Origin of the sequence: Vitiosangium sp. GDMCC 1.1324 (genome assembly GCF_003044305.1) — a bacterium.
In the GTDB taxonomy this organism is placed as follows: Bacteria; Myxococcota; Myxococcia; order Myxococcales; family Myxococcaceae; genus Archangium.
This window is the reverse complement of record NZ_PZOX01000003.1, coordinates 802,867-828,014: the sequence shown is the minus strand read 5'-3', so window position 1 is coordinate 828,014 and position 25,148 is coordinate 802,867. Positions and strand designations below refer to the sequence as shown.

The following is a 25,148-nucleotide window of genomic DNA, read 5'->3' as shown; positions in this document are numbered from 1 at the left end:
CCTCGGGCATGGTGGGCATGATGAGGCAGGAGCCCGCATGAAGCTCGCTTTCGCACTCGTCATCGCCGCGCTCGGAGCAACCTCTACCAGCGCGCCCACTCCGCTCCCTCTTCCTGGCGGTGAGGGCGGCATCGGCTTCGACGACCTCCTCTACTCACCCCGGCTGCATCAGGTGCTGGTGCCCTCGGGCCGGACGGGTCGCCTGAACCTCGTGGACCCGAAGAACCGCGCCATCGACTCCATCCCCGGCTTCAGCGAGTCGCCCGCTGCAGGAAAGGGTCATGGCGCCGGAACGACGTCGGCGGACAGTGGCGGGGGCTTCATCTTCGCCACGGACCGGGATCTCGGTGTCGTGAACGTCGTGGACCTGGCGAAGAAGCAGCTCGTCGCCACGGCCCGGCTGGGCGGAGGCCCCGACTACGTGCGTTGGGTTGAACCGCTTCGTGAGGTATGGGTCACCGAGCCGGGACGAAAGGTCATCGAGGTCTTCCATCTCGAGGCAAGCAACCCACCGAAGCTCGTCGCCACTGGGACCATCGACCTGCCCGATGGGCCCGAGTCGCTCGTCGTGGATATCGCCCGAGGCCGCGCCTACACGCACAGCTGGCACGACACCACGTTCGCCATCGAGCTGAAGTCCCATCGCGTGGTGGCTCGCTGGGCCAATGGCTGCGAAGGGGCCCGAGGGATCGCGCTCGACGAGAAACGCGGCTTCCTGTTCGTGGGCTGCGAGGAAGGAAGGGCCGTCGCACTGGACGTGGCTCACGACGGGAAGAAGCTCGGGAGCGTGAAGACGGGCAAGGGGGTCGATATCGTGGCGTACTCGCCGCGCCTCTCGCACCTCTATGTGCCCGGTGGCGACGATGCCTCGCTCGCCATTGTCGGCGTGGGAGGCCGCGGCCAGCTGACGGTCCTCGGCCATGTGCCGACCGCGCCCGATGCCCACTGCGTCGCGGCCGACGATGCGGGAAACGCATACGTGTGCGACCCACAGCATGGTCAGTTGCTCGTGTTCAACGACACCTTCCCGGCCACCCGGTAGCCCGCGCGCTACGCGCTTGCCGGGTCAGCGCTTCAGAGGCGGTGCGGTGGACGGGGAGGGCTTCGGCGGGCTCAATGCGGCCCGTGCTTGTGCCGGTGGTGCAGGTCGGACACGTGCGGATGGTCGTGGGTGAGGGGCACGTGCCGGTGGGGGTGGCTGTGGGGCTCGGTGACGTCCGCCATGCCCGGATGCGCGTGCTGGTGGTGCGCGTCATGTGTGTGCAGGTGCTCGTGCTCCAGCAACTCGTGCGTGTGCACATGGCCGTGGCGCTCGCGCACGAGGAGGACGACACCCAGGGCCATGGCGGCGCCGCCCAGCAGCTCCCTGAGGGAGAGCCGCTCGCCGAGCAGGGGAAGCGCGGCCAGGGCCCCGAGGAAGGGCGCCGTGGCGAAGTAGGCCGCCTCGCGCGCGGCCCCGAGCAGGCGCAGGGCGTACATGTCCAGGACGATGCTCAGTCCGTAGCTGGCGGCCCCGAGCGCGAGCGCCGCGGCCACCACGCGCGCTCCCGGCAGTGGGTGCCCCGTCGCGATGGCCAGCACGAGCATGCAGCCGCCCGCCCCCAGGGCCTTGATGCGGACCACCGCCACGGGGTCCTTCAGGGAGAGGCGCTGGGTGAGGTTGTTGTCCACCGCCCAGGACAGGCACGCGCCCGCCACGGCGAGGACACCGGGCCAGTCCGCGCGCACTTCGCCCGCCTGGAGCCCGAGCACCGCCGCGCCGCAGAAGATGAACCCGGCGGCGAGGCCCGCCCGCCGTCCCAGGTGCTCGCCGAAGAGGAGCACGGCGATGAGGATGGTGAAGGGGCCCTCGAGGTTGAGCAGCAGGGAGGTGGCCACTCCCGACAGCCGCGCCAGGCCCACCAGCATCAGCACGGGTCCGAGCATCCCACCGCAGAGGATGATTCCCGCGAGCAGCGGCCAGTCCTTTCGCTCCAGGGGCGCCTCCAGGTGGGGAGCCCTGCCCTGGCGAAACCGCGCCGCGACACCCGTGAGGCTCAACCCCACTCCGCCTCCCAGATAGAGGAGCGAGGCGAGCAGCAGGGGACCGCTCGTGGGCAGGAGCAGCTTCGCCACGGGCGCGCTCAGGCCGAAGAGCGCCGCGGCTCCAAGGCCCATCAACGCCCCTTTCAACTCGGGGGACATGGACACAGGATGGCCCCTCTTCCAAGACGGAGAGGGGAACTGCCTGAGGAGGAAGCGAGCGACTACAGCGCCGCGATGACGGCGTCGGTGAACTCGCGCGTGGTGGCGCTGCCAGCGAGGTCGCCGGTGCGCGCCTTGCCCTCGCCGTGCACCTTGGCCAGCGCGCCCTCGAACTTGCGCGCCTCGTCCCGCATGTCCATCCAGTCCAGCATCATCACCGCCGACATCATCAGCGCGGTGGGATTGGCCAGGCCCTTGCCAGCGATGTCCGGCGCCGTGCCGTGCACCGCCTCGAACATCGCCGTGCGCTCGCCGATGTTGGCGCCCGGCACCAGGCCCAGGCCGCCCACCAGGCCCGCGCACAGGTCGCTGATGATGTCACCGTACAGGTTCTCCATCACCAGCACGTCGTAGCGCGACGGATCCTTCACCAACTGCATGCACATGTTGTCGACGATGACCTCCTCGTACTGGATCTCCGGGTACTCCCGGCCCACCTTGCGGGTGCAGTCGAGGAAGAGGCCATCCGACAGCTTCATGATGTTGGCCTTGTGGACGCTCGTCACCTTCTTGCGCCCGTTCTTCTTGGCGTACTCGAAGGCGAAGCGGGCAATGCGCGTGGAGGCCTTCTCGGTGATGATTTTGAGCGACTCCACCACGCCCGGGACGATGATGTGCTCGAGGCCGGCGTAGAGCGACTCGGTGTTCTCGCGCACCACCACCAGGTCCACGTTGTCGTAGCGCGTCTTCACGCCGGGCACGCTCTTGACGGGGCGCAGCGAGGAGTACAGGTCCAGGCGCTTGCGCAGGCCCACGTTGGCCGACGCCATGCCGCCACCCACCACGGTCCCGGTGGGGCCCTTGAGCGCCACACCGCTGCGCAGCACCGCCTCCACCGTCTCGTGGGGCAGGTTGGTGCCGTACTTCGCGATGACCTCGGTGCCCGCGTCCTTGAACTCGAACTCGAGGGGGGCCTTGAGCGCCTCGAGGACGCGGATGGTGGCCGCCATCACCTCGGGGCCGATGCCGTCGCCATTGATGACCGTGACCGTACGCGTATTCGCCATGTCACGCGCTTCAACCACAAAAGACAGGGGCCCGGAAGGAGGAAAAAGCCCCGGAGTCAGCCCGGCTAATGCATCGGTGGAGTCTGGATGGGTGGCGAGGAGGGGGGAGGTGGCTTGGGCGAGGGCTTGCGGCGGCCGCGGCGGCGGGGGGTGACGGTGGCGTACGGCCGGTAGAAGGACTCCCACAACGCGGCGCGGCGTCCGCGCGGCAGGGAGCGCAGCTCTCCCATGGGTGCCCGGGTGAAGTAGGAGGCCGCGAAGAGGTAGGCGAGCACCAGGTCGAGCACGAAGAGAAACGCCAGCACCACCTCGCCCGGGACGGGGCCGACGGCCGCGCGCTCCATGAACTCGCTGATGCTCTGGGGGGCGGCCGGGTGGCTGTACACCTTGACGAACCAGGTGAGCGTCAACACCAGCAGGATGGGGCCATACGCGCGGTTGAGGCGGGTGGAGATGGCGGAGAAGAGCGAGAGTTGGATTTGTGGCCGCTCGATGAGGCTGGTCAGCTCGCGCATGGCGTCCGGGTCCACCGGCTCGCGGCGCAGCATGGGGACCCAGTAGCCGTTCTCCAGCAGCCGCACCCGGCGGATCCACAAGTCGTAGTAGCGGTAGCGGCGCGCCTCGATGAGGAGGAAGGACAGCACCATCCAGATGCCCACCAGGAAGACGACGGGCGAGGCGGCGGCGGAGAAGCCGAAGGAGACGACGGCCGCGGTGGTGGTGAGGGACCAGTTGGTGGTGTTGTCCAGGCGCGAGCGCCAGGTGTCCGAGCGGCTGAGCTCGCCCCGGAACAACTGGGCCATGGCGGTGTCCGAGAGCGGTAGGGCTTCGTACTCGTTCTTGTCGCGCTCGTTGCCCTCGATTGGCATCCGCCTGGCCTCCCGGGAGAGTCGGTGGAGGCGGGTGGCCGGACGAGCCCGGCATGCCCACTCTCTCCCGGAGGAACCATGGCCATTCCCTTCCTCCAAGACACCCCGCCGCCCGTGGATCCGGTGGCCGCCCTGCTTCAACTGCTGGAAGAGGAAGAGGAGCGCGTGGTGCGCCTGTGGGCCAAGCGCATCCGGGCGGAGACGTATGAGCTGGACCTGCCCGGGCGCAACCTGCGCGCTCCCCTGCGCCGGCTGATGGATGAGCTCGTCCGCCTGCTCAGGGACCGGGGGACGGATGCCTTGCGCCTCTGGCCGGAGGTGGTGCGCTCGCATGGGGCCCGGCGGTATGACCAGCGCTTCGATCCGGAGGACCTGGCGCGCGAGTTCAAGGCGCTGGAGGAGGTGCTCCTCTACGTCTACGCCCGGCGCAACGGCCGTCTGGAGCCGGAGGTGGCCACCTTCGTGGTGGAGCTGGTGGGCGAGGCCCATGCTTCGGCGCAGGCCTCCTTCGCGCGGGTGCTGAAGACGGAGGAGGTGCGCTTTCGCGAGGCGGCGGTGATGGAGTCGGTGCTGCACCACGTGGAGGTGGGCATCCTCCTGGCCGAGGCGGACGGCACGGTGTCCTTCGCCACGCCGCCGGTGAGCCGGCTCATCGGCGTGCCCATGCGGGCGGTGGTGGGCTCGCGCTCGCAGACGTCGCTGGCGGCGGTGCTCACCCAGGTGAACGCGCGTCACCCCAACGGCGAGCCCTTCAAGGTGAGCGACATGCCCTTCATGCGGGCGCAGCGCGAGCGCGGGCCGGTGCGGGGCGTGATGATGGTGGTGGAGCGGCCCGGCGGGGGCGAGGCCACCCTGGAGCTGAGCGCCACGCCCATCTGGGAGGAGGAGGGGGAGCTGGCTGGTGTCATCCAGACCCTCACGGACCGTACCGAGGCGGCCAACAAGACGAAGGCGCTGGTGAGCGCGCACGGCGAGCTGCGGCGGTTGCAGGGACGGCTGTTGCAGCGCACGCGCACGCAGGCGCTGGGGCAGCTCGCCAGTGGCGCGGCGCACGCGCTCAACAACTTCCTCAACGTGTTGCGGCTGCGCATCACCCTGTTGCGGCGCGAGTTCAAGCCCGAGCACCTGGACGCCCTGGACAAGACGGTGGGGCAGATAGGCGAGCTGGTGGCGCGGCTGCAGGAGTTCAACGTGCAGCGCACCGAGGAGCAGATCTCCGACGTGCAGGTGGACGCGACGGTGCGCGAGGCGCTGGAGCTGGCGCGGGCGGAGCTGGAGCAGCGTGAGCACCCGGTGACGGTGGACCTGCGCCTGGGGAGTCCCGGCGCGGTGCGGGCGGACCCGGGCTTCTTCCGCGAGCTGGTGGTGAACCTGCTGCTGGCCGAGCGCGAGCGGCTGAGCGACGGCGGTGGGCGGGTGGCGGTGGAGACGCGGGCGGACGAGGACGGGTGGAGCATGCTGCGCGTGGAGGACTCCGGCCCACCGTATGAGGCGGACGAGATGGCGCGCATGTTCGATCCACTCAACCGCGAGGCGGGGGCGCCGCAGCTCTCGCTGATGTTGGCGGTGGCGCGCAACCAGGTGCAGCGCTGGGGCGGCGAGCTGTCGGTGGAGAACCTGCCCGGGGGACGCGGGGCGGCGTTCGTGGTGCGGTTGCCATTGGCGAGGGCTACCGAGGAAGCGGCGGAGCGGGCGGCGACGGGCCGGGGGGCGGCGGTCCCCAGGCGCTTCCAGCAGACGCGCCGGGTGCTGGTGGTGGACGACGACCCAGACAACGCGCGGATGATGGCGGAGGTGCTCGGCGAGGAGGGCTATGACGTGAAGATGGCCAACAGCGGGGACGTGGCGCTGAAGATGTGGGACGAGCGCCGCTACGATGCCGCCCTGCTGGACGCGGTGATGCCGGACATGTCGGGATGGGATGTGGCGCGCGAGCTGCGCAAACGCTCGCCCCAGGCGCTGCTGGCCATCGTGACGGGCATGGACGTGCGCGGGCAGAACCGCGCCAACCTCGCGCTGGTGGATGCCGTGTTCCGCAAGCCCATCGACGTGGGCGCGCTGGACGACTTCCTCGGTCAGTCGGAGTCGCCCTCGGCCAGCGGTGGCGGGAGTGGGGCCGGAGCGGCCGGGGCCCCACCTCCCTCGTGAGTCATTGCGCCGGAGCCGGCTGCTCGGGAGCGGTGGTGCCGCGGGTGTCCCTGGCAGCCGGGTGCGGGACGATGAGCGGCCGCTCCAGCCGTGCCCGGTCCCAGCCCCCGAGGTTCGCGCCCGCTTCGTAGATGCTCTGGCAGAAGTCGAGCACGGTCTGCCTCGGGTTGGCGGCCGTGCGCACGTCGTCGTACTTCAGCAGGTACTCCTTGAAGCCCGTGTCGTACCAGGCGGTGCTCGGACGGATGTCCGCACTGGAGAAGCCCTGGGGCTCCGGGGCGGCGTAGCAATAGAAGGCCGGTCCTCCGAGCTGCTCGGTGCCGGGCCAGAAGCCGGCGCTGATGACCTCGTCGCCATAGGCCTCGCGGGTGACAGCGTCCGCGCCGGGCCGCTCTGGTGCGGGCCGGCCCGAGAAGCGCGTCACCGCCAGGTCGAAGCCGCCCCAGAAGACGTGCACCGGGCTGCACTTGCCCGTGAAGCGGGCCCGGAACTCCTTGAGGATGCTGTCCGCCTGCACCAGCGCGAGCCACCAGCGATGGGCGTACTCCGGATCATACGAGGCGTGGTGCCGGTCCTCGCTGAAGGGGGTGATGTCGTCGGCAATCTCCTGGGGCTTGTCGTTGATGGATACCTCGATGCCCAGTGAGCGCAGCGTGGCCATGACGTCCCGGTAGAACTCCGCCACCGGGCGGGCCTCCAGCGCGAGCACCCGCTCCAGGCCATCGCTGGTGCGGAAGAAGAGCTCGTGGTCGATGAAGTCGAAGTCGATTTCGAAGGTGCCCTGTCCGTGGGGGATGGGCGAGGTGGTGAGCCCACGCGCCGTCACGTACAGCACCACCTGCCACCAGTGGTTCGTCATCGGCGCCAGCTCGAGCCGGACCTTTCCAATGATTTGCGTGTAGCGGTGAAGGGTGGCGAGCGTGTCCTTCCACGCCTCCATCGGCAGCTCTGGCCATGCATCCATCGTCTCCTCCACTCGGCGCAGCAGTGTCCGCTCGTCAATGTTGGGACCAGCGAAGGGCGAGGCCACGCTTTCGTGACACGCAGGGACGCCAGAGAGGCGGGGAGAGGGGGGCCCGGTCCAGCGCTGGGGTAGAACATTGGGAATGTATTTCTTCACACCCAATGACAGACGGGGATGGGTGTGCATTGCCTCGGATGGGTATGTGCTGCCTCGCCTGACGGCGGAGGGCGGAGCGGGTACAGTGCCCACGCACTTGGTGCCTCAACAAGGACAGCGGTCTCATGCATGTGCGCGATGAGCAGGCCTGGTGGTTGGAGGCCGCCCCCGGCTCGGACGAGGACCTGGAGCAGCGCCTGGCCATGGCCTCGCCCTCGGACACGGCGCGAGGCATGTTCCTCCGGGCCACGCTGGAGGCGGTGCGCACGCTCGGAGACGAGGAGGCGGTGCGCTGCTGCCAGCAGGCGAGCGGGGAGGAGAAGCTGGTGGACTTCTTCGTCTACCCCATCACCGCGAACCTGCGGATGGTGTTCGCCGCGGCGAGGATGCTGGCGAGCCATTGCGGCGGCTTCGACGAGGCGCTGCGGCAGCTCGGATACCGGGCCGGGGAGAGCTTCCTGGCCTCCGCGGCGGGCCTGGCGCTCCAATTCCTGGCCAAGGGAGACGCGAAGCGCCTGGTTGGCAACCTGCCCTCGGCGTACCGGGCCGCGGTGAGCTTCGGGGTGCGCTCGGTGGTGTGGACGGGGCCGACGAGCGGCCAGTTCACCATGCGGCGCGAGTTCATGCCCTATCCCTTCCACGAGGGGCTGTTGCTGGGCGTGCTGGGGAAGGTGAAGGCGCGGGGGGCGCGGGTGTACGGGCACCAGCTCTCCACGCTCGAGAGCGCCTATGACGTCTCCTGGGAGGCGTGAGCGGGAGCGGCCTCGCGCTCGAGCCGGGTGAAGAGGTCCGCCAGCCAGGAGACGAGGGCGCGCACACGGGCATTGCCCCGGAGGTCCTGGTGCACCGCGCTCCACACCTCGCGGGAGGGGAGCTTCGCGGCGGGCACCACGCGCACCAGCCGCGGGTCCGTCGCGGCGAAGGCCGTGGCGACGGCGGCCAATCCATGGCCGGAGGCGCAGGCGGAGAGGATCGCCGAGGTGCTGTTGGCCCGCACGGCGTAGCGGGCGCCGGGCACATGGCGGCGCAGCCAGCGCATCTCGGGGATGGCGTCCAGGGAAGCGTCGAAGGTGACGAAGTCGTGGCGGGGGAGCTCTCGGAGCGTGCGGGGGCGGCCCCGGCGCGCGAAGTAGGCCTCGCTGCCATAGAGGCCATAGGGGAGCGTGCCGAGCCGCCGCACCACGAGCGCCTCCTCTCGTGGGCGGAAGAGGCGCAGCGCGACGTCCGCCTCGCGGCGGGCCAGGTCGAGCGGGCGCGGGTCGGTGCGCAGCTCCAGGTCGATGCCCGGGTGCTGCTCCCGGAAGGCGAGGAGGTGGGGCATCAGCACGAGGCTCATCAGTCCCTCGCCCGCGGTCAGCCGCAGCAGCCCCTCGAGGCGGACGTCACTGCCGCCCACCTCGCGCTCGATGCCGAGCAACTGCTCCTCGATGCGCTCGGCCGCGGCGAGCACGTGAGCGCCCTCGCGCGTGAGTGACAGGCCCGAGCGCGTCCGGTTGAACAGCCGGGCGCCGAGCGCCGACTCCAGGGCGGTGAGGCGTCGGCCCACCGTCGTCGCATCCAGACCGAGCAGGCGCGCGGCGCCGGCGTGGGAGCGGCCCCGGTGGGCCGCGAGGAACACGCGCAGGTCATCCCAATGGTACATGCCCTGCATTTTCGCAGGGTCCACCTGCGCTGTCCGTGGGTTTCGCACACCGAGGCCGGGTTGCATCCTTCCGAGCATCTCGTTCCGAGGAGGAAGTCCATGAAGGCATTCGAGCTGCGCGGATTCGGCCTGGAGTCGCTGGTGCTCACCGAGAGGCCGGAGCCGGTCCCAGGCCCCTTCGAGACCGTCGTGCGCATGCGCGCCGCCTCGCTCAACTACCGCGACCTGGTGCTCATCCAGGGCACGTATGACCCGAAGCTGCGGCTGCCGCTCGTGCCGCTGTCCGATGGCGCGGGCGAGGTGGTGGCGGTGGGGCCCGGGGTGACGCGGGTGAAGCCGGGCGACCGGGTGGTCCTCTCGTACGTGCAGGACTGGGTAACCGGCGAGCCCGAGCCCTCGCTGGTGACGCGCCGGTTGGGCGGGCCGCTGGATGGGGTGCTGGCCGAGTACGTGAAGGTCCCCGAGCACGGGCTCGTCCGGGCGCCGGCGCACCTGTCGGACGTGGAGGCTGCGACGCTGCCCATCGCCGCGGTGACGGCGTGGCACGCGCTCTTCGAGGTGGGCCGGGTGCGGCCCGGGGACACGGTGCTCGTCGAGGGCACGGGGGGCGTCTCGCTCTTCGCGCTGCAACTGGCGCGGCTCGCCGGGGCGCGGGTGCTGGTGACGTCCGGGAGCGACGAGAAGCTGGCCCGGGCGAAGGCGCTTGGCGCGAGCGCGGGCATCAATTACCGGAAGACGCCCGAGTGGGACGAGGCGGTGCTGTCCCTGACCGGTGGCCGCGGGGTGGACCATGTGGTGGAGGTGGCGGGCGGGCCCAACCTGTCGCGCGCGCTGAGGGCGGTGCGCATGGGCGGCGAGGTGACCGTAGTGGGCTTCCTGGAGGAGATGCGCGCGGAGCTGGAGCTGCTCCAGGCCATCCGGCGCCACGTCACCGTGCGAGCGGTCTCTGTGGGCAGCAGGGCGAGCTTCGAGCACCTGGTGCGAGCGCTGGAGGTCCATGAGGTCCACCCCGTCGTGGACCGGGTGTTCCCGTTCGCGGACGCCCGGGCGGCGCTCGGCTACCTGGCGAGTGGGCAGCACTTCGGCAAGGTGGCCCTGGCCTTCCCTCGCTGATAGGGGGAGGGCCATGAGCCCTTCGCCGCGCCCGCTGTCCGCCGCCATCTTCGACCTGGACGGCACCCTGGTCGACAACATGCGCTTCCACGTCCAGGCCTGGGTGGCCCTGTCCCGGAGTCTGGGCATCGACTCCCCCGCCGAGCGCTTCGAGCGGGAGTTCAACGGCCGGCGCAACGAGGAGATCTTCCCCGCGCTGCTCGGCCGTCCCGTGGCGCCCGAGGAGCTGACGCGGCTGGCGGACGCCAAGGAGTCCCACTACCGCCAGCTCTACGCCCCGCACCTCACCCCCCTGCGCGGGGCTCGCGAGCTTCTCGCCCGCCTGCGCGGGGCGGGTCTCCGGCTCGCGGTGGCCTCGGCCGCGCCCCAGGCCAACCGGGCCTTCGTGCTCGACGGGCTGGAGCTGCGCCCCTTCTTCTCCCAGGTCGTCGGGGCCGAGGACGTGAAGCGGGGCAAGCCGGCTCCCGACGTCTTCCTCGCCGCCGCGAAGGCGCTCGAGGTGGACCCCGCGACGTGTGTCGTCTTCGAGGACGCGGTGAATGGCATCCTCGCGGCGCGGGCGGCGGGGATGTACGCGGTGGGCGTCACCACCCTGATGCCCGCCGAGGTGCTGCGCGAGGCCGGGGCCCACCACGTCATCGGTGACTACGCCTCGCTTCCGGAAGCCTTCGAGCAGCTGCTCTTCGGTACGCCCTGAGTCCTGGGTCAAACCTGACTTCATGCGTTGCGCTCCGGCCGGGCTGTTCGAATCCCATCCCACGGGAATCGTGAATAGCTTTGCAACGCCGAAACTATTTACAGACATGCTGAGCGGGTTCGTTGTTGGTGCAATCCCACAACGCGGGCGGATGGCGCTGGGAGACGCGCCTCGCCTCCTCTCGGAAAATCTGAGTGCCGGGGCCTCGTCCTGCTGACAGGCTGTTCTAGAACAATTAAGATAGCCTTTGCCCAGCCGGGTTGATTCCTGCCAAGGGGGCGCACATGGCCGTGACGGGTAGTGCACGAACCAGGTGGGTAAAGGCAGACACCTGGGAACAGGAATTGGAGCGCCGCATGGGCCTGGCGACGGCGAGCGACACCATCCGCGGGATGCTCTTCAACGGCACGTTGGATGTGCTGCGGGCCGTGGGGGCCGACTCGCTGGCGGAGCGCTGTGTGGAGGAGAGTGGAGAGGCACGCTTCCTGGACTTTTTCAGCTATCCGGTCCGGATGCACTGTCAGATGGTCTCTACGGCGTTGCCGGTGCTGGCGGAGGAGTACGGAGGGGAGGAGGAGGCGCTGAGGCGGATGGGATGTTTGGTAGCCAACCGTTTCCTCCGGGTGGGGGCGGGCCGGGTGATGATGTCGTTGACACCGCGCAGTCCCAGGCAGCTGGGCTACACGCTGCCCATGGCCTACCGCATGGCGGTGAACTTCGGCGAGTACGAGGTGCGGTGGACGGGGCCGCGAAGCGGTCACTTCACCTTGAAGCGTGACTTCATGCCCCACCCCTTCCATGAGGGAGTGGTGAAGACGTCGTTGGAGCTGTGGGGCGCACGCGAGGTGACGGTGAGCGGGCGGCAGACGGGCGGGCTGGATAGCGAGTGCGATTTCTGCTGGCAGTGAGACAAGGGGGTCAGGGGAATGAGCATCGCGGCGATTGCGTGGAGTGTGACACCCCGGGATGGCGGACAGTTCTGGGGGCAGCGCATGGCGCTGACGAGCGCGGAGGACGTGGCACGCGGGTTCTTCGTCCAGGGAGCGCTGAAGGCCATCCGGGAGCTCGGGGACGAGTCGCTGGTGACGCGCTGCACCTCGGCGAGCGGGCAGTCGCGCTTCTTCGACTTCTTCAGCTACCCCATCCGGCTGCAGCTGCAGATGCTGTCCGCCGCCATGCCGGCCCTGGCGGCGCGCCATGGGGATGTCGACCAGGCGCTGTGGTTGATGGGGCACTGCGTGGCCATGGACTTCCTGGAGTCCGAGGCCGGTAGGACGGTGCAGGTGCTGGTGCGCGGCGAGACGAAGCGGCTGGTGAACAACCTGGCCCTGACGTACCGCATGTCGTTGACGGGGGAGCGGCAGGTGAAATGGACGGGGCCCCAGTGCTGCCGCTTCACCATGAAGCGCGACTTCCTGCCCGTCTCGTTCCACGAGGGCATGCTGGTGGCCATGCTCGAGCGGATGAACGCCAGCAAGGTGAAGGTTGTTGGCCATCAGATGGACGTGCTCGACAGCGAGTACGACATCTCCTGGCAGTGAGCCGCGGAGGCTCTGGGCGGCTAGACTTCCGCCCGTGAATCCCACCTCCCTGGAGCACATCCGCCGCAAGGTGGAGGCCGGTGAGCCCCTGCGTGACACGGAGCTGGACACGCTCCGCTCCGCCGCACGGGACACGCCGGGGCCTACGCTGCGGCTCGCCGTGGCACATGCGCTGGTGAACGCGGGCGCGGAGCGCGACGCCCTGCACCTGCTCGAGTCCCTGCGCCGCGACTTTCCCCAGGACGTGCAGGTGCGGCTGGGGCTGGCGCGGGCGCTGCTCGGACTGGAGCGCCCGGGCGACGCGGAGGCCGTGCTGCGCGAGGCGCTCGTCCTCAACCCGGGAGACCCCGAGGCCCTCAAGGTGCTCGCGGTGCTGGCCCTGCGGCGCGGCGAGCACGGCCGGGCGCGGGCCTACGTGGCGGAGGTGCTGGAGAAGGATCCATTCGACTCGGAGGCGCAGCTGGTCCAGGCGGAGCTGGAGTCCGCGGACGTGCCGCCTCCGCCCGCCCCTCGGGTCCAGGCGCTGCGCTCGGAGTTCTCCGCCACGCTGCTGGCCGCGCTGCACCGGGCCGGAGTGGCGTGCCGGCGGCAGGGGAAGGATCTGCTGGTGAAGCTGGCCTCGGGCGAGGTGGGGCGCGTGGACGTGGCCTCGCTCTACGCTGCCTACCGCGACGGCGCGGAGGAGCTGTCCGCGTACGTGGCGGGGCTGGTGGCACAGCTCGGCGGGCTGTCCGTGCTCGACGGGGAGGCGCGCTCCCTGGAGACACGGGTGCGTCCGGTGCTGCGGCCCGCGGGCTTCTCGGCCCAGGCGGTGGGGGCGCTCCACCGGCCGGGACCCGCGGGGCTCGAGGTCTTCTATGTGCTGGAGGATCCGGAGTTCGTGCACTACCTGCCCGAGGCGTCGCTCGCTCCCGCCGGGCTCTCCGTGGAGGCGGTGGACGCGAGGGCCTGGCGCAACCTGGAGGCGCAGCCCGCTCCCGTGAGGCCGGTGGTGCTGGACGAGGGGCAGGTGGTGCTCGCGGAGACGCTCAGTGGTCTGTGGGCGGTGGCCGGGGGCGATGGGTATGACGCGGCACGGGTCCTCACGGCGGAGCAGCAGCGGCGGCTCGTGCTGCACACGGGGACGGGCCCGTTGCGCATCCACCTGGGCCGGCGCGAGTTCGCACTGGTGTGCCGCGAGTCGGACGCGCCCTCGTGTGAGTCGCTGTCCCGGTTGGGCACGGCCCCGGATGGGATTGCCGGACTCTTCCGCCTCTCGGGCGAGGGGCTCGAGCGCCTCTGACCCGAGGCCCCGCTCACCCCGTGGTGGCCGGAGGCGGGAGCACGTCCACCACATTCACCTCGCGGAACCCCGCGGAGAGGAACAGCACGCGCAGCGTGTTCTCCGCCGAGCGCCTCGCCCGCTCCTTCAGCCGGGCATCGCCCTTCACCTCGCGCTCGAAGGCCTCGCGGGCCTTCTCCAGCAGGAGCGTCGTCTGCTCGCTGTCCAGGTTGGAGCCGATGATCTCCGTCTCGCCCGGCTTGAGCTCCACCTTCACCTCCAGCGGCGGGAGGGCCACGTCCACGCGCGTTCCCTGCACGCGCATCGAGGAGCCATCGAGCCGGCCGAAGTCGTAGCCGAGGCGCACGTCCGCGAAGACGATGGCCCGGCCGCGCGGTGTGTGGAGGGAGTAGGACGCCCAGTTGATGACATCCTTCCAGAGCGAGTCCGTGGCCTTGGGCTCCGGGGAGAACTCCACCTTCTTGTAGAGGGACACCTCCAGCGTCTCCAGGCGGGCCACCTCGCGCACGCGGGTGACGAGCGCTGGCGTGTCTGGCAGGGCAGGGGGCTTGGGACGGAGCCACAGGAAGGTGCCCACGGCCCCAGCGGCCAGGGCGACGGCGACGAGCAACACCCGCAAGAGGAGGCGCACCATGGGCCACCATTCTAGCCAAGGTGGAGTAGGGTTCGCCGCGCCATGGGTCCGCTGTCGCTTCGGGATGAAGAAATCCAATCACTCGGTGAGCGGGGTTGGTTCACCCGCGCGTCCTTCCTCGGGGAGGCGGAGGCTCGGGCCGTCCACGCCGAGGCGAAGGCTCGTGTCGAGGCCGGGTTGTTGCGGCCCGCGGGCATCCGCCGGGGTGCGGACCATGCGCTGGACCGGGACACCCGCGGCGACTTCATCACCTGGGTGAAGCCGGAGGAGCAGGGCTCGGCGATCAGCCGGCTGCGCGACGCCTATACCGCGCTCGGCGAGACGCTGTCGGCCGAGGCGTACCTGGGGCTCGGGCGCTTCGATCTCCAGCTCGCCTGGTACCCGGGGAACGGAGCGCGGTACGCGCGCCACTTCGATGCCTTCCCCGGTCAGTCCAACCGGCGCGTCACCGCTCTCTACTACCTCAACCCGGACTGGGTGCCGGCCCACGGGGGCCTGCTGCGCCTCTACCCCGAGGGGGGACCCGTGGAGGTGGAGCCCACGCTGGACAGGCTCGTGGTGTTCCTCAGCGAGCGGCTCGAGCACGAGGTGCTGCCCGCTCATGCCCCCCGGCTCGCGCTCACCGCCTGGTTCTACGGGCGGAACGCCGGCTGAGCCAGCAGCACCACCGAGTAGCCCACCGCGACCTTCGGCCCCGCGTTCTCGTACGAGTGCTTCTGGTCCCCCCGGAACACCACCACGTCCCCCGTCTCCAGCACGAAGCGCTCGCCGCTGGCCACCAGCGCCATCCTTCCCGCTTCACACACCAGGTACTCGCGCGTGCCCGGCGTATGGGGCACGCCCGTCAGCCGGGCTCCCGGTGGCAGCTCCATCCGGTCGAACTCCATTCCCGGAAGCGGGTCCGGCAACAGCTTGCGCACGAAGCCCGGCCCCCGCATCCGCACGGGCAGGCTGTCCCGAGGGTAGTGCCGGGCGCTGGCCCGGGGCTTCGCCACCAGCTCCTCCAGGGACACCTGAAGCGCTGACGCCACCCGGTGCAGCACGGCCAGCGTCGGGTTGCTCGACCCCGACTCCAGGTTCGCCCACGTCGCCCGAGGCACGCCCGCCAGCTTCGCGAGCTGCGCCTGGGTCGCTCCTCGTGCCTCGCGCAGCGCCTTGATGTTGCGCGCCAGCCAGCCCGCCAGCTCCTCGTCGCTCATGCGATGGCATTCTGCCAATCCCTTGGCACGACATCCAACGGATGGGCGTCTCGTGCGTACTCCTGATGCAAGGAGAAGACATGATGAAGCTCGAAGGAAAGGCCGTGCTGGTCACTGGGGCGAGCCGGGGGCTCGGCGAGGCATTGATGGAGACCTTCGCCAGGAAGGGCGCCCGGGTGGTGGGCGTCTCGCGGAATGTTGGGGAGATGGAGGCCGTGGCCTCCCGGCTGCGCGCTCGGGGTTACGAGGCCCATGCACTCGCCGCCGACGTGGGTGACAAGGAGTCCATCCATCCGCTGGTGGGGGCCGCCGCCGCCCTGGTGGGTCCCATCGACGTGCTCGTCCACAACGCGAGCACGCTCGGACCCACCCCGTTGCCGTTGCTGTTGGACACCGCCTGCGAGGACTTGGGGCAGGTGCTGGAGGTGAACCTCGTGGGGCCCTTCCGGCTCACCAGGGCCATCGCCGGAGCCATGGTGCTGCGCGGCGAGGGTGTGGTGGTGCACGTCACCTCGGATGCCGCCGTCGCCGCCTATCCGCGCTGGGGAGCCTATGGGGTGTCCAAGGCCGCTCTGGAGCACCTCGGGCGCATCTGGGCCGCCGAGCTCGAGGGCACGGGCGTCCGCTTCCTGAACGTCGACCCCGGCGAGATGGACACCCTCATGCACCGCGATGCCATTCCCGATGCCGACCCCTCCACCCTCGCGCGTCCGGCGGACGTGGCCGCGCGCATCGTCCACCTCGTGCAGTCCGCTCACTCCCACCCGTCCGGCGCCCGTCTGGAGGCCGCTCGCGTGGAGGTGGGACGTCCGGAGGCCGCATGAACGCCGCCCGTTGGCCTCGGGAGCAGCCAGACTCCGGACGCCTCCTCCATGTGGCGCCCCGCTCCGGGCGTCTCGACGATGCCCGCATGACCGAGCTTCCCCGGATGCTGCGCCCGGGAGATCTGCTCGTCCTCAATGATGCCGCGACGCTCCCCGCAGCGCTGCATGGCCACACGGAGGCGGGCGCTCCCATCGAGCTGCGGCTCGTGTCCCGAGAGGCGGAGGGCACGTGGACCGCCGTCCTCTTCGGCGCGGGAGACTGGCGCACCCGCACCGAGGACCGCCCACCGCCTCCGGCCGTCTCCCCGGGCGAGCAGTTCGTCCTCGGAGGTCTGGGCGCCCGGGTGGTGGCCGTGCTCCCTCCCTCTGCGCGCCTGCTGCGCGTGGAGTTCGCTCTCCAGGGCGCCGCACTGTGGACCGCGCTCTACCGCGCCGGACGGCCGGTGCAGTACGCCCACGTGGAGCGTCCGCTCTCGCTCTGGCACATCCAGACGGCCTATGCCGCGCGACCATGGGCCGTGGAGACGCCCTCGGCGGGGTTGCCGCTCACCTGGGCGCTGCTGCTGGAGTTGAAGCACCGGGGCATCCGGCTGGCCACGCTCACGCACGCGGCGGGACTGTCCTCCACCGGGGATGAGGTGTTGGATGCCGCGCTCCCTCGCCCCGAGCGCTTCGACGTGCCCGCTTCCACCGTGGAGGCCATCCACGCCACACGTTCCTCGGGCGGGCGCGTGGTGGCCGTGGGCACCACCGTGGTGCGAGCGTTGGAGGGGCGCGCGGCGCAGACGGGAGGCCGGCTGGAGCCCGGGGAGGGCGTGACGGACCTGCTCCTCGGCCCGGGCTTCATCCCTCGCGTGGTGGACGGGTTGCTCTCCGGGATGCACGAGCCCGGCACCAGCCACTTCACCCTGCTCCAGGCCTTCGCACCCCAGGAGCTGCTGCGCGCCGCCTGCGTGCTCGCGGAGTCCCGGGGCTACCTGGGGCACGAGTTCGGTGACTCGTGCCTCATCCTGGAACCATGAACCAGGGGGAGCCTGTGCCGCGAGGGCCTGTCACGTCAGCATCGGCGGCTCGAGCTCCACCTTGATCCACCCCGGCTTGCGCGCGTCGAAGGCGCGGTAGGCCTCGAGGGCGCTCGACAGGGGCTGCACGTGCGAGAGGACCTCGGTCGGCTCCACCGCGCCCGTGCGCACCAGCTCCAGCAGGTGGGGGATGTACTTGCGGTGGGGGCAGTTGCCCATGTTCAGCGTCAGGTTCTTGTTCATCGCCTGGCCGATGGGGAACGTGCGCATCTGCTGTGGATACACGCCGATGATGGACAGCGAGCCCGCCTTGGCCAGCGCGTCCACCGCCCACATCACCGCCTGCGCCGGCGCGTCACCGGGCACCCAGTTCTCCCCATTCGGATTCGTCTGCGGCGCCACTTCCTTCAGCTCGCGCTTGAACTCGGCCTTCTCCTTGCGTGCCGTCATCGCCGCCGGCCCATGGTGCGCGTGCATCGAGTCCACGCCCACCGCATCGATGGCCCGGTCCACGCCGATGCCACCCGTCAGCCGGAGGAGGGCCTCCACCGGATCCTCCTCCTCGAAGTTGATGACCTCCGCGCCCTGCTCCCTCGCCGCGTCCAGCCGGTCCGCGTGGCAGTCGATGGCGAAGATGCGCCCCGCGCCCATCAGGTTCGCGCTCAGGATGGCGAACAGTCCCACCGGCCCGCAGCCGAACACCGCCACCGTGTCCCCGGGGGTGATCTCCGCGATGTCCGCGCCGTACCAGGCGGTGGGGAAGATGTCCGACAGCAGGATGGCCTGCTCGTCCGTCACCTCGTCCGGGAGCTTCACCAGCCCCACGTTGGCGAAGGGGATGCGTGCCTTCTCCGCCTGCAACCCATGGAAGGACCCGCTCGGCTCCGGGCCGCCGAAGAAGGCCGTCCCCGCGCGCTTGCCATGAGGATTGGCCACATCGCACTGCGAGAAGTAGCCCGTGCGGCAGTACGCGCACGTGCCGCACGCGATGGTGGACGGAATCACCACCCGGTCTCCCACGCGCAGGTTGCGCACGTCCTTGCCGATGGCCTCCACCACACCCACGCCCTCGTGACCGAGGATGGTGCCCGGCTTCATCCCCGGCACAGTGCCGCGCACGAAGTGCAGGTCCGTCCCGCAGATGGCGCTGGCCGTCAGCTTGACGATGGCGTCCGTGTCCTGCTGGATGACCGGCTCTGGCACGTCCTCGAGCCGGATGTCCCCCACACCATGAAAGACGACTGCCTTCATTGCCGCTCCTTCCCCCCGCGGGGCGCCAGGCGCTGAGCGCGCCGGCATCGGAATCTCTCCGCTAGGGGTGGGCATGCGCTCCGTCCGGTGCCAGACGGAGGCGCTCCCCCTCGTGGAGGGCGGGCGGGAGGGCTAGCGGCTGATGTGCACGGTGAGCCGCTTGTTGAAGACGCGGCGGAAGAGTGCCGTCTCGCGCTCCACGTTCCACAGCTCCAGGTCCACCGGCTGGCGTGCCTTGAAGTGCAGCGACACCGCGTCGCGGCCGTTGACGGCGCGCAGCTCCTTCACGGGCTGATGGTGGCTGCGGTCCAGCGAGTCCGCCACCCGCAGCAGCGTGGCCAGCTTGCGCACCAGGCGCGCCTCGGGGGCGCTCAGCCCCTCCATCCCCGAGTGGTTCAGCTCCGGCGGGCTGCGCCGGTGGTAGCGCGCCACCCGCGCCACGAGCTCCCGCTCCCGGTCCGCCAGGCCGGGGATGTCGCCGTTGTGGATGAGGTAGTACGTGTGCTTGTGGTGGCGCTCGTAGCTCACGGCGTTGCCCACGTCGTGCAGCAGCGCGGCGGCCTCCAGATACGGCCGGCACGAGAGCGGCAGGTTGTGCAGCGCGGCCAGCTCGTCGAAGAGGGTGAGGGCCAGCGACGCCACCTGGCGCGCGTGCTTCTCGTCGAAGAAGAGCCGCCGCCCCATGGCCAGCGCCGCGTCCGCCAGCGTGTGGTCCTCGCGCGTCTCGTCCTGCCGGTACAGCAGGTCCACCAGCAGGCCATCCCGCAGGCCCCGGTTCACCGCGGTGACGCTCTCCACGCCCAGGTGCCGCGCCACCCGCTCGAGGATGGTGGCACCCGCCACGATGATGTCCGCGCGCCTCGGGTCGAAGCGCTTGCGCCGCCGCTCCGGCGTCAGCTCCGCCAGCGTCTCCACCGCGCCCGTGAGCTGGCGAAGGGACACGTGAGCGGTGCCCTCGCTGGCCGCGTAGCCCACCACCGCGTTGATGGTGCCGGAGGAGCCCAGCGCCACCCGGGGCAGGTTCGCCAGGCGCTCGGGGATGGCCTTGCGCATCTGCTCCTCCACGTAGCTGCGCATCAGCCGCAACTGCTTGGGCGTCACCTTCCCGCCGGCGTCGAACATCTCCGTCAGCCGCACCGAGCCCAGCGGCAGGCTCCACAGCTCGTCCGGCCGCTCCCCCGTGGCGATGGCCACCTCCGTCGAGCCTCCGCCGATGTCCACCAGCAGCGAGCGCGTGTGCGGCGGCTTGCGGTGCAGCACGCCCAGGCAGATGAGGCGCGCCTCCTCCTTGCCGCTCACCACCTCCAGGTTCAGCCCCGCCTCGTCGCGCACCCGCTGGACGATCTCCTCGCGGTTCCTCGCGTCCCGCATCGCGCTGGTAGCCACCGCCCGCACCCGGGCCTTGTGCCGCCGGCACAGCGCCGCGTAGCGCCTCAGCGTGGAGAGGAGCCGATCCGCCGTCTCCTTGGGCATCACCCCGCTGGCGAAGACTCCCTCTCCCGGGCGGATGGGGTCCCTCTCCTGGTGGAGTGTCTCCAGCGAACCATCCGGGTCCGTCCGGGCCAGCTCCAGGCGCACGGCGTTGGTTCCCACGTCGATGGCGGCGAGCACGGGCTGTAGGGTCGTAGTGGGCATGGATTCAGAAGTTGAAAATGTTGCGGCTCGAAGGAGGTGGCCCGCTGCGGGAGCAGCCATTCCCTATTATTAGAAGGCTTTCGTGACAGCTCCGTGACGTGACGTGGCCGACCTCCTGCAAGAGTCTCCGCGCGTGGAATTCAACGACCCGCAGCTCTTCATCAACCGCGAGCTGTCCTGGCTCGCCTTCAACGAGCGGGTGCTCGATGACGCCCGCAATCGTGAGCTCCCTCTCTACGAGCGTTTGAAGTTCTTCGCCATCGCTTCCTCCAACCTGGACGAGTTCTTCATGGTCCGCGTGGCGGGCCTGAAGCAGCAGCTGGCCAGCGGGGTGGCGGAGACGGCGGCGGACGGCATGCTGCCCGCCGAGCAGCTGAGCGCCATCAGCGAGCGCGTCCACAAGCTGGTGGACGCGGCCTCCCGCCTCTGGGTGGAGGAGCTCCAGCCCGGACTGGTGGCCGCGGGCGTCTCCGTCCTCACGCGCGACAAGCTGACGGCCGAGCAGAAGGCGGCCGCGCGGACCCTCTTCTCCACCTCCGTCTTCCCGGCGCTCACGCCGCTGGCGGTGGACCCCGGACACCCCTTCCCGCACCTGCGCAACAAGTCCCTCAACGTGGCGGTGCTGCTGCGGCGCGAGGGGCCCAAGCGCCGGCGCAACGTGCGCAGCACCTCGCTGGCCGTGGTGCAGGTGCCCAGCGTCCTGCGCCGGCTGGTCCCCATCCCGGCGGACAAGGGGCTGGCCTTCCTGCTGATGGGCGAGCTCATCGGCTTGTGCGCGGGCGACCTCTTCCCCGGCTACGTGGTGGAGCACACCGCCACCTTCCGCGTGACGCGCAACTGGGACATCAACATCGACGAGGAGGAGAGCGAGGACCTGCTCTCCACCGTCCAGGAGGAGCTGCGCCGGCGGGACCGGGGCGCCGCGGTGCGCCTGGAGCTGGATGCCGTGGCCAACCCGCAGATTGAAGCCCAGCTCGTCGCGGCCCTGAAGCTGGGGCCCATGGACGTGTACCGGCAGCAGGCGCCGTTGCAGCCCTCGGACTTGATGGGGCTCACGGACCTGGATCCGCGGCCCGAATTGCGCGTGGAGCCCTTCGTTCCCACGGTGCCCGGAGCGCTGCGCGACGTGGAGTCCATCCTGGACGTCGTCGCCGAGCGCGACATCCTCCTGCACCACCCCTACGAGTCCTTCGATCCCGTGGTGCGCTTCCTGGAGGAGGCCGCCGAGGACCCGGACGTGCTCGCCATCAAGCAGACGCTCTACCGCACCAGCGGTGACAGCCCCATCGCCCGGGCGCTGTCGCGAGCGGTGGAGAACGGCAAGCAGGTGGCGGTGCTGGTGGAGATCAAGGCTCGCCTGGACGAGGCCAACAACATCGCCTGGGCGCGGAAGATGGAGGAGAGCGGCGTGCACGTCGTCTACGGCCTCATCGGCCTGAAGACGCACGCCAAGGTGGCGCTGGTGGTGCGCCGCGAGGGCAATGGCATCCGCCGCTACGTGCACCTGGGCACGGGCAACTACAACCCCACCACCGCGCGCGTGTACACGGACCTGTCCCTCTTCACCTCTCGCGCGGAGATCGCCGACGACGTCAGCGCCCTCTTCAACATGCTCACGGGCTACGCGGTGGCCCCCCAGTGGAAGCGGCTGGCCGTAGCGCCCATGGGCCTGCAGGAGAAGGTGCTCACGCTCATCCAGCGCGAGGCGGAGAAGGCCCGGCGCGGCGAGCCCGCGCGCATCGTGGCGAAGATGAACTCGCTGGTGGACGCCTCGGTCATCCGCGCCCTCTACGTGGCGAGCCAGGCGGGGGTGGAGATCGATCTGCTGGTGCGAGGCATCTGCTGCCTGCGGCCGGGAGTGCCGGGAGTGAGCGAGCGCATCCGCGTGGCGAGCGTGGTGGACCGCTTCCTGGAGCACAGCCGGGTGTTCGCCTTCGGGGCAGGAAGCCACCCGGAGGTGTGGATGAGCAGCGCGGACTGGATGCCGCGCAACTTCCTGCGCCGTGTCGAGGTCATGTTCCCCGTGGAGGACCCGGCCATCCGCCAGCGACTGCTGGACGAGGTGCTGGGGGTGGCGCTGAAGGACAACGTGAAGGCGCGGCGGCTGCAGGTGGATGGCTCGTATGTTCCCGTGAGCAAGGATGGGACGGCGGTGCGCAGCCAGGCGGTGCTGATGGAGATGGCCCGGCGCAACAACCACCAGGACATCAAGTCGCTCGAGGCCCTGCGTCATGCCACCGCCCCCGAGCGGCGGGAGGAGCCGCTCTTGCGCCCCGTGCCGCAGTCCGCGACCTGAGCGGGCCCCCCGTTCGTGAATCCGGGCGCTTTCCTTCGCCTCCAGCGACGAAGGAATTGGTGCTCCGGTTACCCATGGCGTATGTCATGCCCGATGGAACTTTTCCAGGCGGGAGCCCATTGGACATGTCGTGAGGAGACCGCGGAGGCGTGCGCCCGGCGCGCGGAGGTGTTCTTCCAGCGCCTGGGCCAATGCGACCCGGCCTATGCCCGCTGGTTCGAGTACGTGTACTCGCGGAGGAACGCGCTCCAACTCCCGTTCGAGCCCACCTACGACACCTTCCTCCGCTTCTTCGGCAGGAAGAAGTACCGGCTCGGGAAGGACGGGTTCATCTTCGATGCCTGGACGGGGCAGGAGCAGCGGGGACGTGGTGGCCTGCTGAACTTCACCTGCGGCTCCGGCCTGCCTTTCTACCTCAACGGGTGTCTGCTCTACCTGCCCCGCGAGGAACCGGCCGCGACGCGCGTGCTCACGGTCTCCGTGCTGACGGAGGTGGTGCGCGCCATGGTGCTCGCGTGGGAGCCGGACTCATGCGCGGTGATTTCGGAGAAGGATGTGGCGTCGAAGAAGGCGCTGGAGACAGGAGAGGGCTGCATCGGTTGGCTCACCTACATCGCGAACCACCGGGGACGGGTGCCACCCCTGCCCAAGCCCGTGCGTGTCGAGCCGATGGAGGACAAGGGCACGCTCATCATCCTCACTCCGGAACGCTTCTCCGTGAGGAATCCGGCGCATGTCTCCCTGGCCGAGCGCGTTCGCGAGCGGCTCGAGAGTGCGGAGATGCTGACACGCCGCGCGGGCTGAGGCCGGCCAGGAGGTAGACTGCGCGAAGCCCATTCCGAGGAGGCGGTCATGCCCCTGCGGTCTCCCGGTGTTCGTGCGTGCGGTGGTGGATCTCTTCTTGCGTTGCTGGCCGCAGTGGTGCTGGCGGGGTGTGCCACCGGCTCGCCGCGGGGTGGCCTGCTGCCGGGCTTGCGCCACCCCTCCCTGACTCCATCGTTCTTCCGGAGCGAGGAGCGGCAGCGGTTCACGGCGGACTCCGTCCGGCTCTCTGTGATGGACGATGCGAGTCCGGACGAAGAGGACGATGACCCGGAGGACGACGTCGACGAAGAGGAGGGCGCCGCTGCGGTCGTGCAGGGAGAGCCCCCACTCCCATCCGGCTCGCGGACGCGTCACCCGGTAGCGGCCGGAGGTGATGACCCGCTGGACGACAGGGCCGAGGGCCCTGTGGGTTGGCCGGATGGGGTGGGAGACGGGCGCCCGTACACGGTGCCCATGAGCCTGGACTACTTCCAGGGCTTCCTCGTGCACGCGGGAGTGCCCGCCGACGCGCTGCCGGTGGATGGGCGCACGCTGTCTCCCGAGCAGGCCCTGCGGCTGTTGCCGCACCTGCTGAACGCGGAGGTGACGCTGGGCGACTTCGCTCAGCGGCGCATGGCGGTGCACCTGTTGCTGGAGGCGGCCACGGGCGCGGAGCCCGTGTCGCGCGAGGAGCTGCACGCGCGCATGGACCGCTTCCACCGGCTGAGGGTGCTGAGGCCGGACGGCTACCTGGTGCGGCCGGTGACGGGCGAGGCGGTGCAGAAGGCGGGCGAGGTGCGGCTGGCCGGGGACGGCACGCTGCGCGCGGGGCGCTACGAGGTGGGCCCCTTCTACGCCGTCGAAGGCGGACAGCTGTGGCCGGTGGACACGGAACTGGAAGTGCCGCGAGGGGCACAGCCGCTCGGCCCCTATGTGCCGGATAACGGGGTGTTGCTGCCCGCGCTGGAGGGGGCGGGGCTGGCGCTGGTGGATTCGGTACAGGGGCTCGTCAATACCTTCATTCACCCGATGGAAACGCTGGAGGGCCTCACCCGGTTGCCGGGCGCGGTGGGAGAGCTGGCCCGGAATGCCCCCGAGTACTGGGAGGCCTTCCGCCACAAGCCTCGCGGCGAGCGGGTCCGCCTCATTTCACGGCTCACCACGCACGTGCTGTTGACGATAGGCACCGCGGGCGAGGGAGCGGCCACGGCGGCCTCATGGGGAGAGAAGCTGAGCCATCTCTCCGTGCCCCTGTTGTCACTGACGCGCGAGGGCGAGCTGGCGCTGAGGCTGGTGGCGATACCCGGACGCGCCGTCGCCGTGGCGGGAGAAGCGCTCAGCGCTACGTACGTGCTGCACATGACGGCGGTGGGCGTGGCGGTGGCGGGCGGAGGTGGCCCCTGGACGCCAACGGTGGGCGGGCCGGGCCAGTGGGTGCCCAAGAATGAGAACATGTCCGATCGCTCGCGAGCCTTCCAGCACAAGGTGACGAAGGCGCCCAGGGGCTGGGTGTACCGCGTCTTCCACAATGGCGAGATGGCGGACTTCGACGGCCGCGACGCGGTAACCGGCATTCTGCAGGAGACCAAGGGCCTGGGCTACGATAAGCACTTTGATGCGGACCTTGAGCCCAAACAGTACTTCAAAGGCGCTGATAGGCTCGTCAGGCAGGCCGCGCGGCAGAGTAGGGTGGCCAACGGCGTTCCCATTCGCTGGCATGTGGCAGAGCCTAGAATGGTTTCCATCCTCAAGATGCTTTTCGAAGAAGCGGGGATCAAGGGGATTGACGTGGTCTACACGCCGCCGTAGCTCTGCGGAAC

At 70.1% G+C, this 25,148-nt stretch carries 23 protein-coding genes; 14 read left to right on the top strand and 9 right to left on the bottom strand.

The genetic code is table 11. The features are described from left to right. Positions 1 to 37: 37 nt before the first annotated feature. Positions 38 to 1,042, top strand: coding sequence for a YncE family protein (locus tag DAT35_RS12010; RefSeq protein ID WP_108067072.1), 1,005 nt, complete (start codon positions 38 to 40; stop codon positions 1,040 to 1,042). Between the two features lie 71 nt (positions 1,043 to 1,113). Here DAT35_RS12010 and DAT35_RS12005 read toward each other — a convergent pair whose 3' ends face one another. From DAT35_RS12005 to DAT35_RS11995, 3 genes are all read right to left on the bottom strand, one after another. Then, positions 1,114 to 2,184, bottom strand: coding sequence for a DMT family transporter (locus DAT35_RS12005; protein WP_108067071.1), 1,071 nt, complete (start codon positions 2,182 to 2,184; stop codon positions 1,114 to 1,116). A 62-nt stretch (positions 2,185 to 2,246) separates the two neighbouring features. Beyond that, entirely contained in the window at positions 2,247 to 3,251 is a 1,005-nt protein-coding gene (locus tag DAT35_RS12000; RefSeq protein ID WP_108067070.1) for an isocitrate dehydrogenase (NAD(+)), read from the bottom strand. A gap of 65 nt (positions 3,252 to 3,316) precedes the next feature. Next, positions 3,317 to 4,120 (bottom strand): DUF2270 domain-containing protein, encoded by an 804-nt coding sequence (locus DAT35_RS11995; RefSeq protein WP_108067069.1) that lies wholly within the window; start codon positions 4,118 to 4,120, stop codon positions 3,317 to 3,319. Between the two features lie 78 nt (positions 4,121 to 4,198). On the opposite strand from DAT35_RS11995, the gene DAT35_RS11990 reads away from it, so the two are divergent. Beyond that, a complete protein-coding gene (locus tag DAT35_RS11990; RefSeq protein ID WP_108067068.1) occupies positions 4,199 to 6,268 on the top strand; it encodes a response regulator in 2,070 nt (689 codons plus the stop codon). A 1-nt stretch (position 6,269) separates the two neighbouring features. On the opposite strand, the gene DAT35_RS11985 is transcribed toward DAT35_RS11990, so the two are convergent. Next, the gene (locus tag DAT35_RS11985) at positions 6,270 to 7,232 is read right to left on the bottom strand and encodes a DUF5996 family protein (protein ID WP_108067249.1); all 963 of its coding nucleotides are present in this window, start codon (positions 7,230 to 7,232) and stop codon (positions 6,270 to 6,272) included. A gap of 281 nt (positions 7,233 to 7,513) precedes the next feature. Here DAT35_RS11985 and DAT35_RS11980 point away from each other — a divergent pair, with 281 nt between their 5' ends. Further along, positions 7,514 to 8,140 (top strand): TIGR02265 family protein, encoded by a 627-nt coding sequence (locus DAT35_RS11980; RefSeq protein ID WP_108067067.1) that lies wholly within the window; start codon positions 7,514 to 7,516, stop codon positions 8,138 to 8,140. On the opposite strand, the gene DAT35_RS11975 is transcribed toward DAT35_RS11980, so the two are convergent. After that, entirely contained in the window at positions 8,116 to 9,030 is a 915-nt protein-coding gene (locus tag DAT35_RS11975; protein WP_158501661.1) for a LysR family transcriptional regulator, read from the bottom strand. The two genes, DAT35_RS11980 and DAT35_RS11975, sit on opposite strands and share 25 nt — an antisense overlap. Before the next feature lie 99 nt (positions 9,031 to 9,129). On the opposite strand from DAT35_RS11975, the gene DAT35_RS11970 reads away from it, so the two are divergent. From DAT35_RS11970 to DAT35_RS11950, 5 genes are all read left to right on the top strand, one after another. Beyond that, on the top strand, positions 9,130 to 10,143 hold the full coding sequence (locus tag DAT35_RS11970) for an NAD(P)-dependent alcohol dehydrogenase (protein ID WP_108067065.1): 1,014 nt from the start codon (positions 9,130 to 9,132) through the stop codon (positions 10,141 to 10,143). Between the two features lie 13 nt (positions 10,144 to 10,156). Continuing rightward, on the top strand, positions 10,157 to 10,840 hold the full coding sequence (locus DAT35_RS11965) for an HAD family phosphatase (RefSeq protein ID WP_108067064.1): 684 nt from the start codon (positions 10,157 to 10,159) through the stop codon (positions 10,838 to 10,840). 356 nt (positions 10,841 to 11,196) lie between these two features. Continuing rightward, entirely contained in the window at positions 11,197 to 11,748 is a 552-nt protein-coding gene (locus DAT35_RS11960; protein WP_158501660.1) for a TIGR02265 family protein, read from the top strand. 18 nt (positions 11,749 to 11,766) lie between these two features. Further along, positions 11,767 to 12,381: a TIGR02265 family protein gene (locus DAT35_RS11955; protein WP_108067062.1), complete on the top strand. Its 615-nt coding sequence runs from the start codon at positions 11,767 to 11,769 to the stop codon at positions 12,379 to 12,381. A gap of 34 nt (positions 12,382 to 12,415) precedes the next feature. Next, entirely contained in the window at positions 12,416 to 13,663 is a 1,248-nt protein-coding gene (locus tag DAT35_RS11950; RefSeq protein ID WP_233261424.1) for a tetratricopeptide repeat protein, read from the top strand. Between the two features lie 13 nt (positions 13,664 to 13,676). Here the strand turns inward: DAT35_RS11950 and DAT35_RS11945 are convergent, their stop codons facing one another. Next, positions 13,677 to 14,297 (bottom strand): DUF4230 domain-containing protein, encoded by a 621-nt coding sequence (locus DAT35_RS11945; protein ID WP_108067061.1) that lies wholly within the window; start codon positions 14,295 to 14,297, stop codon positions 13,677 to 13,679. Between the two features lie 42 nt (positions 14,298 to 14,339). Here DAT35_RS11945 and DAT35_RS11940 point away from each other — a divergent pair, with 42 nt between their 5' ends. Beyond that, positions 14,340 to 14,951 (top strand): 2OG-Fe(II) oxygenase, encoded by a 612-nt coding sequence (locus DAT35_RS11940; protein WP_199242865.1) that lies wholly within the window; start codon positions 14,340 to 14,342, stop codon positions 14,949 to 14,951. On the opposite strand, the gene DAT35_RS11935 is transcribed toward DAT35_RS11940, so the two are convergent. Further along, positions 14,930 to 15,496 carry a helix-turn-helix domain-containing protein gene (locus DAT35_RS11935; protein ID WP_108067060.1) on the bottom strand — a complete coding sequence of 189 codons (567 nt, stop codon included), beginning with the start codon at positions 15,494 to 15,496 and terminating at the stop codon, positions 14,930 to 14,932. The two genes, DAT35_RS11940 and DAT35_RS11935, sit on opposite strands and share 22 nt — an antisense overlap. Before the next feature lie 80 nt (positions 15,497 to 15,576). Between DAT35_RS11935 and DAT35_RS11930 the strand changes: the two genes are divergently transcribed. Beyond that, positions 15,577 to 16,320 carry an SDR family oxidoreductase gene (locus DAT35_RS11930; RefSeq protein WP_108067059.1) on the top strand — a complete coding sequence of 248 codons (744 nt, stop codon included), beginning with the start codon at positions 15,577 to 15,579 and terminating at the stop codon, positions 16,318 to 16,320. Beyond that, positions 16,317 to 17,342, top strand: coding sequence for an S-adenosylmethionine:tRNA ribosyltransferase-isomerase (locus DAT35_RS11925; protein WP_108067058.1), 1,026 nt, complete (start codon positions 16,317 to 16,319; stop codon positions 17,340 to 17,342). The genes DAT35_RS11930 and DAT35_RS11925 overlap by 4 nt, the downstream gene beginning before the upstream one ends. 30 nt (positions 17,343 to 17,372) lie before the next feature. On the opposite strand, the gene DAT35_RS11920 is transcribed toward DAT35_RS11925, so the two are convergent. After that, complete coding sequence (locus DAT35_RS11920) at positions 17,373 to 18,593, bottom strand: zinc-dependent alcohol dehydrogenase (protein ID WP_108067057.1); 1,221 nt, start codon at positions 18,591 to 18,593, stop codon at positions 17,373 to 17,375. Between the two features lie 132 nt (positions 18,594 to 18,725). Then, on the bottom strand, positions 18,726 to 20,228 hold the full coding sequence (locus DAT35_RS11915) for a Ppx/GppA phosphatase family protein (protein WP_108067056.1): 1,503 nt from the start codon (positions 20,226 to 20,228) through the stop codon (positions 18,726 to 18,728). A gap of 133 nt (positions 20,229 to 20,361) precedes the next feature. Here DAT35_RS11915 and ppk1 point away from each other — a divergent pair, with 133 nt between their 5' ends. From ppk1 to DAT35_RS11900, 3 genes are all read left to right on the top strand, one after another. After that, the gene (gene ppk1, locus DAT35_RS11910) at positions 20,362 to 22,524 is read left to right on the top strand and encodes a polyphosphate kinase 1 (RefSeq protein ID WP_233261423.1); all 2,163 of its coding nucleotides are present in this window, start codon (positions 20,362 to 20,364) and stop codon (positions 22,522 to 22,524) included. 93 nt (positions 22,525 to 22,617) lie between these two features. Continuing rightward, entirely contained in the window at positions 22,618 to 23,328 is a 711-nt protein-coding gene (locus DAT35_RS11905; protein ID WP_158501659.1) for an immunity 52 family protein, read from the top strand. A 48-nt stretch (positions 23,329 to 23,376) separates the two neighbouring features. After that, on the top strand, positions 23,377 to 25,137 hold the full coding sequence (locus DAT35_RS11900; protein ID WP_146209671.1) for a Tox-REase-5 domain-containing protein: 1,761 nt from the start codon (positions 23,377 to 23,379) through the stop codon (positions 25,135 to 25,137). The last annotated feature ends 11 nt before the right edge of the window (positions 25,138 to 25,148 follow it).

Excerpts from the sequence above, each read along its gene's own strand:
- DAT35_RS12010 (WP_108067072.1), top strand. The coding sequence starts at position 38 with ATGAAGCTCGCTTTCGCACTCGTCATCGCCGCGCTCGGAGCAACCTCT.
- DAT35_RS12005 (WP_108067071.1), bottom strand. The coding sequence starts at position 2,184 with ATGTCCCCCGAGTTGAAAGGGGCGTTGATGGGCCTTGGAGCCGCGGCG.
- DAT35_RS12000 (WP_108067070.1), bottom strand. The coding sequence starts at position 3,251 with ATGGCGAATACGCGTACGGTCACGGTCATCAATGGCGACGGCATCGGC.
- DAT35_RS11995 (WP_108067069.1), bottom strand. The coding sequence starts at position 4,120 with ATGCCAATCGAGGGCAACGAGCGCGACAAGAACGAGTACGAAGCCCTA.
- DAT35_RS11990 (WP_108067068.1), top strand. The coding sequence starts at position 4,199 with ATGGCCATTCCCTTCCTCCAAGACACCCCGCCGCCCGTGGATCCGGTG.
- DAT35_RS11985 (WP_108067249.1), bottom strand. The coding sequence starts at position 7,232 with ATGGATGCATGGCCAGAGCTGCCGATGGAGGCGTGGAAGGACACGCTC.
- DAT35_RS11980 (WP_108067067.1), top strand. The coding sequence starts at position 7,514 with ATGCATGTGCGCGATGAGCAGGCCTGGTGGTTGGAGGCCGCCCCCGGC.
- DAT35_RS11975 (WP_158501661.1), bottom strand. The coding sequence starts at position 9,030 with ATGTACCATTGGGATGACCTGCGCGTGTTCCTCGCGGCCCACCGGGGC.
- DAT35_RS11970 (WP_108067065.1), top strand. The coding sequence starts at position 9,130 with ATGAAGGCATTCGAGCTGCGCGGATTCGGCCTGGAGTCGCTGGTGCTC.
- DAT35_RS11965 (WP_108067064.1), top strand. The coding sequence starts at position 10,157 with ATGAGCCCTTCGCCGCGCCCGCTGTCCGCCGCCATCTTCGACCTGGAC.
- DAT35_RS11960 (WP_158501660.1), top strand. The coding sequence starts at position 11,197 with ATGGGCCTGGCGACGGCGAGCGACACCATCCGCGGGATGCTCTTCAAC.
- DAT35_RS11955 (WP_108067062.1), top strand. The coding sequence starts at position 11,767 with ATGAGCATCGCGGCGATTGCGTGGAGTGTGACACCCCGGGATGGCGGA.
- DAT35_RS11945 (WP_108067061.1), bottom strand. The coding sequence starts at position 14,297 with ATGGTGCGCCTCCTCTTGCGGGTGTTGCTCGTCGCCGTCGCCCTGGCC.
- DAT35_RS11940 (WP_199242865.1), top strand. The coding sequence starts at position 14,340 with ATGGGTCCGCTGTCGCTTCGGGATGAAGAAATCCAATCACTCGGTGAG.
- DAT35_RS11935 (WP_108067060.1), bottom strand. The coding sequence starts at position 15,496 with ATGAGCGACGAGGAGCTGGCGGGCTGGCTGGCGCGCAACATCAAGGCG.
- DAT35_RS11930 (WP_108067059.1), top strand. The coding sequence starts at position 15,577 with ATGATGAAGCTCGAAGGAAAGGCCGTGCTGGTCACTGGGGCGAGCCGG.
- DAT35_RS11925 (WP_108067058.1), top strand. The coding sequence starts at position 16,317 with ATGAACGCCGCCCGTTGGCCTCGGGAGCAGCCAGACTCCGGACGCCTC.
- DAT35_RS11920 (WP_108067057.1), bottom strand. The coding sequence starts at position 18,593 with ATGAAGGCAGTCGTCTTTCATGGTGTGGGGGACATCCGGCTCGAGGAC.
- DAT35_RS11915 (WP_108067056.1), bottom strand. The coding sequence starts at position 20,228 with ATGCCCACTACGACCCTACAGCCCGTGCTCGCCGCCATCGACGTGGGA.
- DAT35_RS11905 (WP_158501659.1), top strand. The coding sequence starts at position 22,618 with ATGGAACTTTTCCAGGCGGGAGCCCATTGGACATGTCGTGAGGAGACC.
- DAT35_RS11900 (WP_146209671.1), top strand. The coding sequence starts at position 23,377 with ATGCCCCTGCGGTCTCCCGGTGTTCGTGCGTGCGGTGGTGGATCTCTT.